Here is a 13,434-nt window from a genome sequence, read left to right as displayed (position 1 = left end):
ATGGCCTTCACTGGCTGGCTGGCCGGGCAGCGGCTGACGACGCAGCGTCTCGATCTGATCTCCAGCATCCCGACGTCGTACAACGTGGTGTGGACGTCGACGTCTGGTGCGGCCCCGAGCCTCGGCAACGGGTCGCTGGAGGGCCGGTACGCGATGCAGGGCGGCCTGTGCCACGTCTGGGTGTCCCTGAAAGGGGGCTCGACCACGACGTGGGGTGGCGGTCAGCATGCGTTCTCGCTGCCCGTCAACGCCGCGTCGCGGGCCATCGATACGGCGATGTACGCGGGGAGCGCGATCGGCTTGGACTCCGGCGCCAACTACTACCCGGGCGTCAGCAGGATTTTCCAGGCGGGCACGGTGATCATGCCGATCTCACCGACGACATCGACGGGCGCGACGCCCACCGAGTGGAACGCCACGCGGCCTTTCGCCTGGGGAACCGGCGACTCGATGAACCTGTACTGCGTGTACGAGTACGTCTGATCGTTCTGCCCTTCGTCCCCGCGGCCGCTCTGGCCCGGGGTTTTTCTGTGCCTGGAGGCCCTCATGCAGCATCCACCGCCGCGCGTCGGCGACATCGTCCCCTACGTCAGCCACGGGACCCCAGCCCGCGAGAACGGCAGGCAGGCGTACGCGTGCCGAACCGCGATCGTCACGAAGGCTGTCGAGCTCCGGGGCGGCACCTGGCACTGGGCGGGTCACTGATGGCCAAGACCGGACCGCAGAAGTACCCCGGCGCCGACCTCAGCCTCTGGTTCCAGGACGACTGGCCGGGCACTGCGATGGAGTCGAACGTCGGCGTCGTCCACACCACCGAAGGCCGCACCGTGCCGGGCTACCGGGGCGGCCGGGACGCCCCCACCTTCACGCTGCTGCCGGACATCCAGGCCCTGAAGCTGCGGGTGTTCCAGCACTTCGACTTCGACGTCTCCAGCCGCGCTCTGGTGAACCTCGCTGGCGGTGTCGAGACCAACACGGCGAACGCCGTGCAGTTCGAGCTGGTCGGCACCTGCGATGAGCGGAACGCGGAGACGTGGGACGGCGCCCGTGCGGGCGTGGACTACCTGTTCTGGCCGGACGCCCCGGACTGGGCGCTCGCCGAGCTGGGCCGGATCGTCCGGTGGGCGCACGACCAGCACGGCATCAAGATGCAGTCCACCGTGACGTGGAAGGCCTACAAGAAGGGCCAGACAGGCGGTTCATACGGCGCGAACGGCGTCCGCCTCACGGGCGCCGAATGGAGCGCCTACTACGGGTGGCTGGGCCACCAACATGTCCCGGAGAACGCGCATGGCGACCCGGGTGACCTTGATTTCGCGCGGGTCCTCGCCCACGCGACCGGCACCGCAACGGAGGACCCCGACATGGCTCTGACTCAGGCCGAGCTGGCGAAGATCGCGCTGTCCGTGCACAGCTACAAGGGCAAGCTGCCCGACGGCAAGACCGACCCGCGCGACGCGTACGCGTACCTACGGGACACCGCCGGATCCGTCGCGGCCCTGAACACGAAGCTTGGCGCGCTCTCGGCGCGGGTGGAGCAGCTCCAGACTCACGGCCTTACGGACGAGCAGATCGAGCAGCTCGCCCGGAAGCTGTCCGGCCCCCTCGCTACCGCGGCGGCCGACCTCATCGCTGCGCGCATGGTGCAGTAACTCACCGAAGGAGAAACCCTATGACCGACCGATTCCCCTCCACCGACGTCATCCTGAAGACCGGCGCAACGTACGCGAAGGACCTCACCGAGCGAGTCCTGTGGACCGGCGCAACCGCCCTCGGCGGCGTCCTCATCGCGTCCGGACCGGCCGACATGCTGAAGACAAGCTTCTGGGAGTCCGCTGGCGTGGCCGCGATCGTCGCTGGCGGCACCCTCCTCAAGGGGCTGTTCGCGCGGCTCGTCGGCGACCCGAATAGCGCCTCGACCGTCCGAGGGGTGTGATGCTGGCCGCCCTGTGGCGGCACCTCCAGTGGCGGGGGCTGGCTCTGGCGGTGGCCGGCGCCGGGTGGGTGACGTACGGCATCGGCCTGCTCGTGACCGACCGGCCCGGCCTCACCGCGGCGGCGTCCCCGATCCTGCGGGTCATGTGCCTGGAGGCGTGGGGCGCCGTGTGGATCGCCTGCGGGGCGATCTGCCTCGTCACCGCGCTGCTCCGGCCCGGCCGGGACGCGCCCGGGTTCGCCGCGGCGGTGGGCCCGCCGTTGATCTGGGGGCTGGCGTACGTCGCGGCCGCCGTCACGGGTGCCTACGAGCCCGCCTGGGCGTCTGTGCCCGTGCTGGGCGTGGTCGTGGTCCTGGTCTGGATCATTGGCAGGCTCACAGGGGGTGGTGCGCGCCGCTGCACGTGCGAAAGAGGGGTGCCCCATGGGCGGTGAGGACTCTGTGCTCGGCGTGATCATCGCCGTGGTGGGTGTGATCGGCTCGGTGCTGGTGGCCCGAATCACCGTGCCGGGCCGGGGTTCGGCCGCCGCAGAGGCGGATGCTCCGGAGCAGCCCGGGCAGCTGGCGGTGTCCCCGGAGATCTGGACGGAGTTCAACCGCCGGGTCCTCGCGCTGGAGGACGAGGTCGGCCTGCTCAAGTCGGAAGTCCAGCAGGCCGCGGCCCGCGAGTCGTCCCTCCTGCGGATGCTCCGGCAGGCCCTCGGCATCGTCAAGCGCGCGAATCAGCGGCTCCGGCAGGCGGGGCTGGAGCCTGAGACCGTCCCGGCCGAGCTGCGGCCGTACTCGATCGACTGAAGGGAGCCCATCGTGGCCCGACGTACGGTCACCGGGACCGTCCACGACCTGTTCACCGACGCGGCCGCGGCCGACGTGACCGTCACCCTGTCCGCGATGCCCCGCCGGTGGACGGACGAGGCCGGCAACCGGCTGCTGGCCGCCCCGGACCACCCGGTGACCGTCACCGGCGGGGTGTGGTCGATCGCTCTGATCCCGACCGACGAGCCGGGCATCGAGCCTGCCACGGGCCGGTACTACCGGCTGGTCGAGTCGGTCGGCGGGGTGCCGGTTCGGCGCCGCACGTTCGAGGTGCCGTCCGGGGCGGGGGACCTCGACATCCTCGACCTGGTCGTCGCCGACCCGGGCCTGCCCGGCTACGTGCGCGGCGCGGCCGGGCCCACCGGGGCAACCGGCCCCCAGGGACCCACCGGAGCAACAGGCGCAACCGGCCCGACAGGACCGCAGGGCGAGACAGGGCCGCAGGGCCCGCAGCCGCCCCTCGGCGCGGCCGGCGCGGGCGCGACCATTGCGCTCCGCTCGACGGACCCGACGACCACGAACGCCCGGACACCGACCCCGCACGCGGACACGCACGCCTCGGGCGGCTCGGACCCGGTCTCGCCTGCGTCGATCGGCGCGGAGACCCCGGCGGGCGCGCAGGCCAAGGCCGATGCGGCGCAGGCAGCTTCGTACCCGGTGGCGTCCGGGCAGGCCCTCGACAACTACCTCGGCGACCTCCTGACCCGCGTGTCCGCCATCGAGGGTGGGACCGCGTTCCTCTCCGGCCTCAACTCCAACGGTCTCGCACGGATCATCGACGACGAGCTGCGGGTCGAGGGCGCGGCCAGCACGGTCCGGCACGTCCTGAACGGCACGGCCAACACCGTCGGCCTGTATGGGGCCACACCGGTCACCCGGCAGACGGTCAGCGGATCGCGGGCGGACGGAACGGCGCTGACGTCGCTGCTGACCGCACTGAATCTGACCGGCATCATCTCGGACGGCACCGCGCCCGGGGCCACCGGTGCATGGCTCCGCCGGCACCTGCCGGATCCGGTGCCCGTGGACACCCTGTACGCCGGCGCGGCGCCGACCATCGGGGTCGCGCAGACCAGCACGCCGACACCGACCTACCTCAAGTTCGCCCCGCCCGGGGTGGCACTGAGCGGCAGCGACGTCACCGGGAACTTCTCGCTCCTCGGCGCCGGCGGCTTCCAAATCGGCTCCGGCAGCCCCGACAACACGTACATCCTGCCGACCAGCCGCTACCCGAACACGCGCGGATCGTTCAGCAGCTCGCAGTCGATCTGGTCGCTCGAATTCGGCACCGACGCGCCCGAGTTCCAGCTCCGCTTCAACTTCCAGAGCGCAGGGCACTACCGGCTGAGCATCGACGGCCGGCGCGTCACCGACCTGATGCAGCCCGTCGGCGGCAGCACGCCGGGCAACACCCACTTCATGACGGTGAACCTCGGCTCGGCGGCGCCGCGCCTCATCAGGATGGATTTCGCCGTCGTCCCCTTCGGCGGGATCTACCTGCCGCCGACCGCGACCCTGTGGCGGGTTCCGCCGCAGGGCGGCCGGCTGATGGTCCTCGGCGACAGCCTCCCCGGCGGCTCCAGCATGAACACGGCAGGCGGCGCCGGTACCTGGTTCGCCCGGACGGCCCGGTACCTGGGCTGCACGGACGCGTGGAACCAGGCCCTGGGCAGCACCGGGTACATCACCGCGGGCAGCACCGCCACGTTCGGTACGCGGGCGCCGATCGACGTGATCCCGTGGGCGCCGACCCGGCTAATCATCTGGGGCGGCTACAACGACAGCGCGGGCGACCAGGGGCAGATCGCGACGGCCGCGGCGAGCCTGTACGCGGCGCTGAAGGCGGGGCTCCCGTCCTGCGAGATGTTCGTGATCGGCTGCTGGTCGCCGACCGGGACGCCGGCTGCGGGGCAGACGAACACGGACGCCACCTTGAGGACGGCGGCGGCCGCCGCGGGGATTCCGTTCATCAGCCCGCTGACCGGCTCGTGCTACGACGGGACCGGCGCCCTGGTGGCGACGCACGGCCCGTTCATCACCGCGGCCGTGGCCGCGTACGTGGGAGGTGACGCCGTCCATCCGACCGACGCGGGGCACGTGTACCTTGCGCGCAGGATCACGGCCGCGATCCGTGAGCTGATGCCCCACTGAGCCGCCGCCCCACCCGCCCCCTTCCGTGCCTTCGGGCCGGGAGGGGGCGCTTCGTCGCGTCCGGGACCGACCAGTGAGAAGGGTCTACCGCCACAGCAGCTTACGAGTACCGTCCAGAGCAGAGCACAGGAGACGGAGTTCGTGATGCCCGAGGTTGAAGAGCAGGAGGCCATCGGCCGGCGCGTACGTCGGCGCCGCCTCGACGTTGGCCTGACGCAGGCCGATCTGGCCGCCGCGGTCGGCAAGACGCAGGCGTGGGTCTCGCGGGTGGAAAAGGGCCGCATCGAGCTGGACCGAGCCACGCTGATCAGTGCGCTGGCGTCTGCCCTCCACTGCCATCCAAACGACCTGGTCCCACGTCCGTACACTGGCGTTCCACCGGAGGCCGACCGTGGTTGGCACGCCGCCGCGGCCTCGATCATGCGGGAACTGCGGCGCTACGACCTCACGCCGGTGTTCGACGGCGCTCCCCGTCCCTCCGCCGACCTGTGGCGGGACATGCAGCGCCTGCACCGCCTGCGTGACGCCGCCGCCAACACTGCGATCCTCCGCGAGATCCCCGATGTGCTGCGCGAGTCCCGCGCCCTTGCCGAGAACTCCGCCGGCCAGGAGCAGGAGGAGGCCTTCGGGGTGTACGCCGTCGCCTGCAAGTTCACCCACACCGCAGCGCACGCCCTCGGCCAGGCCGAGCTGGTCGCGCTCTCCTGCGAGCGGGCCGTGTGGGCCGCTCAGCGTTCCGGGGACCCGCTCCTGCCGGCCGTAGCGGACTGGATGCGCGTGTGGGACATGTGGGCCACGGCGGACTACGAGGACGCCCTCGCCCTCGCGGACAAGGCGCTCGCCGGCATTCAGGAGCTGTACGACAGCGGTGACCCGCTCGCGCTGCGTGTCTGGGGGGCCATTCAACTGCGCTCGGCGGTGTCGGCGGCCCGCGCCGGCCGCCGCGACGAGGCGCACACCCGCATCGGGTACGCGGCCGAGGCTGCGCAGCGCATGGATGCGGGCGAGGGCCCCGAGCCGTTCGATCGGCACTCGGTGACGTTCTCCACTGGCAACGTGCAGATCCACCAGATCAGCGTGAACCTGGAGATGAACAACCAGCGTGAAGCGCTGCGACTTGCCCGCGGTGCCGATCCGAACCGCATCACGGCTCTGCCGAAGTCGCGGCAGGGGCATCTGCACATGGATCTTGCCCGAGCGTGGTTGTGGGACGGGAACCGGAGTAAGGCGTTGACCGAGCTGGAGACGGCCGAAGCCCTCGCTCCGCAGCTGGTCCGGAATCACCCGATCGCGCGTTCGACGCTTCGTCAGATCATCTACTCGGAACGCGAGTTGACTCGTCAGAAGCTTCGCGGCATGAGCAGCCGATTTTCCCTCAATGACCTGTAGGTATTCCGCAGAATCATGTTGAGCAGATGCCGCGATCCTACGGTCACGGCATGGCTGATCTCCCCAAGAGCGGTCCGTCCGCCCCTCCCTCCGACCCGTCGGGCACCCGAAGGCCGCAGCGCGGCGACCTCGCAACCGACACCAGCACCGGGCGAACCGGTGTGATCGTGTCTCTCCCCGAGGACAGCGGCACCCAGGTCTTCCACTTGCGGCCGGAGGGCGGCGGCCCGGACTGGTCGGCTCACGCCGAGAGCCTGCTTGTCACCTCGGACTCCCGGTGAGCCGCGGCCGGATCTGCTGTCGCTGTGACCGTCCGATCCTCGGCCCGGCCCGCGAGACGACGCAGGAGTCTATGAGCGGCGCCCGCCCGAGCAGCTGGGCGCACGCCGACCGGCGTGCCTGCCGGGACGGCGAGGGCCGGTGAAGTCGACCACCGACGAGGTACTCCTCCCGCCCTGCACGCTGGCCGAGCACGAGCTGTGCAAGCCCGACGAGGTCCGCACCTGCTACGGCGACGTGGCGCTCCCCGCGCGCCGCTGTGACTGCTCGTGCCACTGGTCCGAGCCCTACCGGCAGGACGGCCTGTTCAGCCAGTTCGGCCTCTCGGAGCCGCCCGCCCGCAGGTACGGCGGCCGGGAGGTCCGGCAGTGAGCGGGCCGCAGAAGGAAGTCCTGTACTGGCTCTGCATCGCCGCGATCCTCGCCGCGCTCGTTGCCGGCGTCGCCCGATAGACCCCACCCGGCCGCACGCATCCCTGCCAGGACCGCGGCCGGGCGGAGCCCTGCACCTCCACCACAACGAAGGAGAGGCACCACCCCATGACTACCACCACCCTCGCGCCCGCCACCAGGGACGCCCGCAGCCTGCTCACGCCCGCCGCGTTCCAGGGCGTGACCGCCACCGTGTCCATCGCCAACCCCGATGTCGGCCTGGTCATGGCCGAGCGGATCGTCGAGGAGGCCCTCAAGTTCGTGGCCGCCGCTGCCCGCGGCTGGGATGGCCCCCTGCGGCCGTCCCGGGTTGTCGACGAGGGCTGGCACGCGCTGATCCTTCACACCGTCGTGTACGAGCGGCTGTGCGCGAACCTCGGGCAGTTCGTGCACCACGTGCCCGAGCCCCCGGCCACCAAGGTGCACAACGAGGACACCGTGGACCGTGTCCTCGCCGCGATCCGCGCCGCCGGATTCGAGCCCGACACGTACCTGTGGACCCGCGACGCCCAGCAGGCCGTGCTCGTGTCCGCCGACTGCATGCACAGCGAATGCAACGACGACAACGGCGGCGGGGCCTGCACCGCGCCGCAGTAGGGCTGACGTCTGGGCGAAATGACCATGCCCGTTCCACTACAGTCGCACCCTCGGGAAGGAGCCGCCTTGAACAACTCTGAGCCCGGCCGGTGGACTGACCCTCGGTACAGCGGCCTCGTAGCCAACTGGAACGAGTACCTGGTGGAGCGGCGTCCCGGTCGTCGGCCGCGCCGGACATGCCCTCATGGTCGGGGCGTGCTCGTCTTGGTCGACGTGGCCACCCGCGCGCACCGGAACTTGCACTGCGAGGAGTGCAGCGGCTGACGCTGCACGAGCGACCGCCCCGGCCGGAGCTGGCTTCACCGGTCGGGGCTCACTCGTCTCTGACGAGGTACGCGAGGGGCACGCCGAGGGCGTCGGCGAGGCGGAGCCAGACGGAGAGGCGGGCGTCGCTGGTGGCGCCCTCGATGCGTGAGACCGTTTTCCGGTCGATGCCGGCCAGCTCGGCCAGGTGTTCCTGCGACATGTTCGCTGTGGTTCGCGCGTCGCGCAGGTTGTCCCCCACGGCCACCCTGCGGGCGTGGACCCACGCGGGCGTGGGCGGGGGGTCGGTGTGCACCCGACCACGCTCGGGTGATCATGCCGTTTTGTCTGTACCTGCCCAGGTACATCAAAGCAATTTCAGTGCACCGGCCAATCAAGTGACCGAAACGTATTGCGTCAGTGGCTTGAACTTGTCAGGGTGCTGACAGCGGCTACAGCGCGCTCCGACCGACGACTCAGGGTGATGCACAGTGCACGAAAAGCCGGACCCCGCAGGCCTGCCCCGCCAGCACGCTGCCCTGTCCGACGCCCAACGCAGCCGCCTCGCCGTGGTCCGCCGCACCCTCGCGGCATCCCGAGTGATAAACCTTGCCGCGCTCGACGAGGCGGAGCTGATCACCCTGATCGAGACCCTGCGTGCAAGCCTCGACGAGTCCGTCCTCCTTCTGGATGACCTCGACGTTTAGATGTGTGGTTTCAAACTTTGTCGGACCAGAAGGACGTCCGCCACGTCAACACCGCCCAGGGCACCAACGGCGACTACCCGGAGGTCTCCTTCACCCTCCTCGGGCAGACCGTCGAGGGTCTCCTCGGCGTCACCCCCGACGCACCCGCCCGCCGTCTGTCCAGTCAGTCCCGGCTGCCCGCCGGAATGGACTGGCTGAAGATCGACGACCTGCGGATCGGCAGCTCCGCGTTCGCCCTGCGCCACGACGGAGCCCGCAGCTCGACCCTCACCCACACCTCCGGCACCGGCCGCTGGACCTGGGAGGCCCGCTTCCCCGGACGCTGGTCCTCGATCCGCGTGAACGGCCTCCCGGTTCCCGTCCGCACCAAGGTGGTCGACGGGACGGCGTACACGTACGCCACCCCGTCCGTGGCCCCCGGCGGCACGGTCACCGTCCGGGTGGGCTGACGACTCCCCGCCGCCGGTACCCGAGAAGACCGGCGGCGGGGTCCCCCGGCGCGGGGCGCAGGACGCGGGGGCGTCCGGCGCCCCGCGCCGCCTGACCCGGCCGGGCGGGGGGGCGCGGAACGCTACGGCGTGGTCTTGCCCACCTCCAGGTCCGCCGTCGGGTCCTTCACCGAGCCGCCCGGCGGGCCCGCCGCGCTGCTCGTGTTGTTCTCCGGCTTCGGGTCGCGGGTCAGCGCGGACACGGTGGCCGTGTTGCGGATGTCCGAGCCGTCGCCCGTGTACTCCGGGTCCAGCTTCACCTTGATCACCCAGGTGAAGGAGGCCCCGGGAGCCAGGCGCGGCAGCGACCCGCAGGTGACGGCGCGGCCCGTCGTGCAGCCGGCGTCGCCGGAGACGTGGCTCAGCGCAGTCGGCAGGGTGTCGGTGACGGTGACCTGCTCCGCCTGCGACGGGCCGTGGTTGGTCACGGTGATCGCGTAGTCGAAGGTCTCACCCGGGGCCACCGGGTCCGTCTGCACCGGCTTCTTCGCGACCGCCAGGTCGGCGGCCGGGGCGGCGACGCCGCCGCCCGGCACGTTCGCGGTGTTGGAGTCGTTCTCGCTCGCAGGGTCGATGTTGTCCGCCGTCACGCGTGCGGTGTTCTTGAGGTCGCTGCCGTCACCGCTGTACGCCGGGTCCACCTTGACGGTCAGCAGGTACTCGACCGTCTCGCCGACCTTCAGCGGCGTACCGCGCCGGCACGACACCAGGCGTCCGGAGACCTCGCAGCCGGACGGCGAGGACGCGACGTACATCAGGCCCACGGGCAGGTCGTCGGTCAGCTTCACGTTGAACGCGTCGGCGGAGGGACCGTTGTTGGTCACGCGGATGCGGTAGTCGAACACCTCGCCCGGCACCGGCGCCCGGCTGCCCAGCGCCTCCTTGGTCACGGCCAGGTCGGCGGTCGGCTTGTTCACCTTGCTGCCCGGCAGACCGGCCGCCGTGCTCGTGTTGTTCTCCGGCCGCGGGTCCGCGGTGTCGGAGGTCGTGGTCGCCGTGTTGCGGACGTCCTGGCCGTCGCCGGTGTACGTGCTGTCCAGACGCACGGTGAACCGCCAGCTCCGCGACGCCGCCGGGTCCAGGACGGCCAGCGGTCCGCAGGTCACCGTGGCGCCGCTCGCCGTGCAGCCGTCGGCGGAGGACACGAAGGCCAGCTGCGCGGGCAGCCGGTCGGTGACCGTGGTGTTGAGGGCCCGCGACGGGCCGTCGTTGGTCGCGGTGACCTGGTACTCGAAGGTCTGGCCGGGAGCGATGGGCGTGTCGGTCACCGGGCGCTTCGAGGTCCAGAGGTCGGCCTGCGGCGCGGTGACACCGCCGGGCGGCAGTACCGGACGGGAGGTGTTGTCCGCCGGCTCGGGGTCCTTCGAGGCAGAGGCCGAGGTCGCGGTGTTGCGCAGGTCGCTGCCGTCGCCGCGGTAGGCCGGGTCCAGCTTGGCCTTGAACGTCCACACCACCTCGCCGCCCGGCACCAGCCGGGCCAGCGGCCCGCAGGTGACCCTCCGGCCGGAGGCGGTGCAGGGGTCCGCCGAGGAGACGAACGTCAGCCCGTCCGGCAGGGTGTCCGTCACGGTGACGTTCCGGGCGTCCGACGGACCCTTGTTGGACGTGCGGACCTCGTACTCGAACTCCTGGCCCGGCACCGTCGGCCCGGTGCCCAGCGCGGTCTTGACCGTCGCCAGGTCCGAGACGGGGTCGAACGGTCCCGGCGGGAGGACCGGGTCCGGCTTGTTGTTGTCGGGCCGCGGGTCGACCGCGTCCGAGCTGCCGGTGGCGCTGTTGCCGAGGTCCGAGCCGTCGCCCTCGTACGAGGCGCTGAGGCGGGCCTGGAAGGTCCAGGTCTTGCTCTGGCCGACGACCAGCTCGGGCTCGGGCCCGCAGGTGACGGTCTGCGCGGTGGCGGTGCAGCCGTCGGAGGAGCCCACGAAGGTGATGCCGGTGGGGAGCCGGTCGCGCGCCCGCACGTTGCGCGCCACGGACGGGCCGTTGTTCTTCGCGGTGAGGGTGTACGTGATGATCTCGCCGGGCGCCCGGGTGGTGCGGGCCGTCACCTCGATGCCGCCGCCCGCGTGCCCGGCGGCGGACGGGCCGGCCGGGGCCGTGGCGGCGGCCGTGGGCGGGGCGGTCCCCAGGGGTGCCGCGCAGAGCAGCGCGGCCAGGGCCCACGCTGCGGGCCGCCGGCCGGGTGTCCTCGTCATCGCATCTTTCCGTTCGTGGGGAGTCGGCCGTACAGGGGCTGTACGGAAGTCGGGAGCAGGAGCAGGAGCGGCAGCGGCAGCGGCAGCGGCAGCCGGAGCCGGAGGACGGGGGGACGGGGGACGGGCGGGTGGGGAGCCGTCAGCCCGCCGTCGCCGTCTTGGCGAGTTCCACGTCGGCCGTCGCCGGGCGGACGGTCCCGCCGGGCGGGCCGGCCGTGCCGCTGTTGTTGGCCGGCACCGGGTCGCCGGTGGCCGAGGCGGCGGTCGCGGTGTTCGCCAGCGTCGTGCCGTCGCCCCGGTAGCCGGGGTCCAGTCGCACGGTGAACGTCCACGACACGCTCTGCCCGGGGGCGAGTTCGTCCTGCGGACCGCAGGTCAGCGTCGCGCCGTCGGCCGCGCACCCGGCGGCCGGGGCGACGAACGAGAGTGCGGGCGGCAGCGGATCGGTGATCTTGACCTGGCGGGCCGTGGACGGGCCCGCATTGCTCACCGTGACCCGGTAGGCGAAGGTCTCGCCGGGAGCCACGGCGGCCGTGGTGGTCGTCGCCTTCACCGTGGACAGGTCGGCCCGTGCGACGGGGGTGCCACCCGGCGGTCCGGCCGCCGCGCTGGTGTCGTTCGCGGCCTGCGGGTCGGTGACCGCGTGCCGGACCGTGGCGGTGTTCCCGAGGTCGGTGCCGTCGCCCCGGTAGCCGGCGGCCAGCCGGACCCGGAACGTCCACGAGACGTCCCGGCCCGCGGCGAGGGCGGCCCGGGCGGGGCAGGACAGCACCTGCCCGGCCGCCGTGCAGCGGTCGGGGGAGGAGACGAACGTCAGCGCGGCGGGCAGGGTGTCGGCGACGGTGACCGCGGTGGTGTCCGACGGCCCCAGGTTGCGGGCGGTGATCCGGTAGTCGAACTCCTCGCCGGGGGCGATCGGGCCCGCGCCCAGGCTCTGCTTCAGCGCCGCCACGTCGGCGCGGGCCGTGACGGTCGTGGTACCGGACGAGGCGGTGTTGTCGGCCGTGTTGGTGTCGGTGCGGTCCGCCGGTGCCGTCACCGTGGCGGTGTTCGTCAGGGTGACGGGCTGGGCCGGTGCGGTGCCGGTGAGCGTGTAGGTGACCTTGCCGCCGCGTCTGAGGTCGGCGGTGGTGTCGAGGACGCTGCCGCTGCCGGATGCGCTCCCGCAGGCACTGCCGGTCTCCGCCGTGCAGGTCCAGGTCACACCGGTCAGACCGGGGACGGAGTCGCGGACGACGGCCCCCGTCACGTCGTTGGTGGTGCTGTTGGTGACCGTCACCGTGTACGTCACCGGCCCGCCGCCGGCGGGAACGGTGCCGGTGTCCACGGACTTCCCGATCGTCAGGTCGACCGGGATGTTGATCTTGAGATCGTTGATCTCGTGGTTGTTGGTCGCGCCCCCGGTGCCGGCGGAGAACCCCACCTTCAGCGTGGCGGGCAGGGCCGGCTGGCTCGTGATCCCGGTGACGTCGTAGTCGGTGAGCAGCCTGGTCAGGTCGGTGCCGGGACCGCTGTCCGACCACAGGGACAGCAGCATCTTCTTGTCGCTGGGCAGGAGCGAGACCCGGATGGTCCGGTTCTTGGCGCGGCTGCCGGTCTCCACGGTGCCGCCCGGCGGGCTGACGGCGGTGGCGTACCGGTAGCCGGTGGAGCCGTTGCCGCCGCCCCGGACGACGATCCTGTTGGGCTGGGCGCCGGGTCCGCCGTTGCCCACGCCCGCCGAGGAGAAGTTGCCGAACTCGTCCAGCCCGATGCCCAGGTACGCGCCGGGCACGCCGGACCGGGCCGTGCACGTGGAGCCCGACATGGAGCAGGCGTAGCCGAGGGCGCCGCCGGTCGCGCCGACCCCGTCGGCGGCCGAGCCGTCGGTGAGGTAGAAGGACAGTCCGTCGCCCCGCTTGCCTTCGAAGGCGGTGCCGCCGTAAGTGGCGTACGTGAACTCGGCGACGATGCCGAGCGCGGAGGGGAACGAGTCCTTCATCTTCCAGGTGCCGGCCTGGCTGCCGGCGGTCGAGGTGAGCCGGAGCCAGCCGGCGTCCGGGTACGAGGCGTTGCCGGTGGCGGTGCCGGAGTTCGTGGCGCTGTCGAAGGGCTCGTGCACGGGGAAGACCAGGGTCCGGGGCGCGGAGCCGCTCCCGCCCGGATGCGCGGTGGCGGCGGCCGGCGGCAGTGCGGCGAGGGCCAGCGCGGCGGCGCACAGGG

16 protein-coding genes are annotated in these 13,434 nt (G+C 72.0%); 13 read left to right on the top strand and 3 right to left on the bottom strand.

What is annotated here, in order from left to right:
- From LG634_RS24580 to LG634_RS24525, 11 genes are all read left to right on the top strand, one after another.
- Positions 1–483, top strand: coding sequence for a hypothetical protein (locus LG634_RS24580; protein ID WP_226736347.1), 483 nt, complete (start codon positions 1–3; stop codon positions 481–483).
- Positions 484–546: 63 nt separating this feature from the next.
- Positions 547–705 carry a hypothetical protein gene (locus LG634_RS24575; protein WP_226736345.1) on the top strand — a complete coding sequence of 53 codons (159 nt, stop codon included), beginning with the start codon at positions 547–549 and terminating at the stop codon, positions 703–705.
- Positions 705–1,652 carry a hypothetical protein gene (locus tag LG634_RS24570; RefSeq protein ID WP_226736343.1) on the top strand — a complete coding sequence of 316 codons (948 nt, stop codon included), beginning with the start codon at positions 705–707 and terminating at the stop codon, positions 1,650–1,652. The genes LG634_RS24575 and LG634_RS24570 overlap by 1 nt, the downstream gene beginning before the upstream one ends.
- 20 nt (positions 1,653–1,672) lie before the next feature.
- Complete coding sequence (locus LG634_RS24565) at positions 1,673–1,936, top strand: hypothetical protein (protein WP_226736341.1); 264 nt, start codon at positions 1,673–1,675, stop codon at positions 1,934–1,936.
- A complete protein-coding gene (locus LG634_RS24560) occupies positions 1,936–2,370 on the top strand; it encodes a hypothetical protein (protein ID WP_226736339.1) in 435 nt (144 codons plus the stop codon). Before LG634_RS24565 ends, LG634_RS24560 begins: the two co-directional genes overlap by 1 nt.
- Positions 2,360–2,731, top strand: coding sequence for a hypothetical protein (locus LG634_RS24555; protein WP_226736337.1), 372 nt, complete (start codon positions 2,360–2,362; stop codon positions 2,729–2,731). Before LG634_RS24560 ends, LG634_RS24555 begins: the two co-directional genes overlap by 11 nt.
- 12 nt (positions 2,732–2,743) lie before the next feature.
- The gene (locus tag LG634_RS38305) at positions 2,744–4,903 is read left to right on the top strand and encodes a GDSL-type esterase/lipase family protein (protein ID WP_308072659.1); all 2,160 of its coding nucleotides are present in this window, start codon (positions 2,744–2,746) and stop codon (positions 4,901–4,903) included.
- Between the two features lie 144 nt (positions 4,904–5,047).
- Positions 5,048–6,292: a helix-turn-helix domain-containing protein gene (locus LG634_RS24540; RefSeq protein ID WP_226736335.1), complete on the top strand. Its 1,245-nt coding sequence runs from the start codon at positions 5,048–5,050 to the stop codon at positions 6,290–6,292.
- A 50-nt stretch (positions 6,293–6,342) separates the two neighbouring features.
- The gene (locus LG634_RS24535) at positions 6,343–6,573 is read left to right on the top strand and encodes a hypothetical protein (RefSeq protein WP_226736333.1); all 231 of its coding nucleotides are present in this window, start codon (positions 6,343–6,345) and stop codon (positions 6,571–6,573) included.
- 139 nt (positions 6,574–6,712) lie between these two features.
- Positions 6,713–6,943 (top strand): hypothetical protein, encoded by a 231-nt coding sequence (locus tag LG634_RS24530; RefSeq protein WP_226736332.1) that lies wholly within the window; start codon positions 6,713–6,715, stop codon positions 6,941–6,943.
- 167 nt (positions 6,944–7,110) lie between these two features.
- Positions 7,111–7,599 (top strand): glycine-rich domain-containing protein, encoded by a 489-nt coding sequence (locus LG634_RS24525; RefSeq protein ID WP_226736330.1) that lies wholly within the window; start codon positions 7,111–7,113, stop codon positions 7,597–7,599.
- Between the two features lie 313 nt (positions 7,600–7,912).
- On the opposite strand, the gene LG634_RS24520 is transcribed toward LG634_RS24525, so the two are convergent.
- Complete coding sequence (locus tag LG634_RS24520; RefSeq protein WP_226736507.1) at positions 7,913–8,104, bottom strand: helix-turn-helix transcriptional regulator; 192 nt, start codon at positions 8,102–8,104, stop codon at positions 7,913–7,915.
- 229 nt (positions 8,105–8,333) lie between these two features.
- Here LG634_RS24520 and LG634_RS24515 point away from each other — a divergent pair, with 229 nt between their 5' ends.
- The gene (locus tag LG634_RS24515) at positions 8,334–8,549 is read left to right on the top strand and encodes a hypothetical protein (RefSeq protein WP_226736328.1); all 216 of its coding nucleotides are present in this window, start codon (positions 8,334–8,336) and stop codon (positions 8,547–8,549) included.
- A gap of 17 nt (positions 8,550–8,566) precedes the next feature.
- Positions 8,567–8,998 (top strand): hypothetical protein, encoded by a 432-nt coding sequence (locus tag LG634_RS24510; RefSeq protein ID WP_226736326.1) that lies wholly within the window; start codon positions 8,567–8,569, stop codon positions 8,996–8,998.
- Positions 8,999–9,120: 122 nt separating this feature from the next.
- Here LG634_RS24510 and LG634_RS24505 read toward each other — a convergent pair whose 3' ends face one another.
- Together LG634_RS24505 and LG634_RS24500 are read right to left on the bottom strand one after the other, a co-directional pair.
- Complete coding sequence (locus LG634_RS24505) at positions 9,121–11,232, bottom strand: DUF11 domain-containing protein (RefSeq protein WP_226736324.1); 2,112 nt, start codon at positions 11,230–11,232, stop codon at positions 9,121–9,123.
- A 139-nt stretch (positions 11,233–11,371) separates the two neighbouring features.
- On the bottom strand, positions 11,372–13,434 hold a 2,063-nt coding region (locus tag LG634_RS24500; protein WP_226736322.1), incomplete at its 5' end, for a DUF7507 domain-containing protein.

Origin of the sequence: Streptomyces bambusae, assembly GCF_020532645.1 — a bacterium.
GTDB lineage: Bacteria > Actinomycetota > Actinomycetes > Streptomycetales > Streptomycetaceae > Streptomyces > Streptomyces bambusae.
Note: the sequence above shows the minus strand (reverse complement) of the source record. Positions and strands in the feature narration are given on the sequence as shown.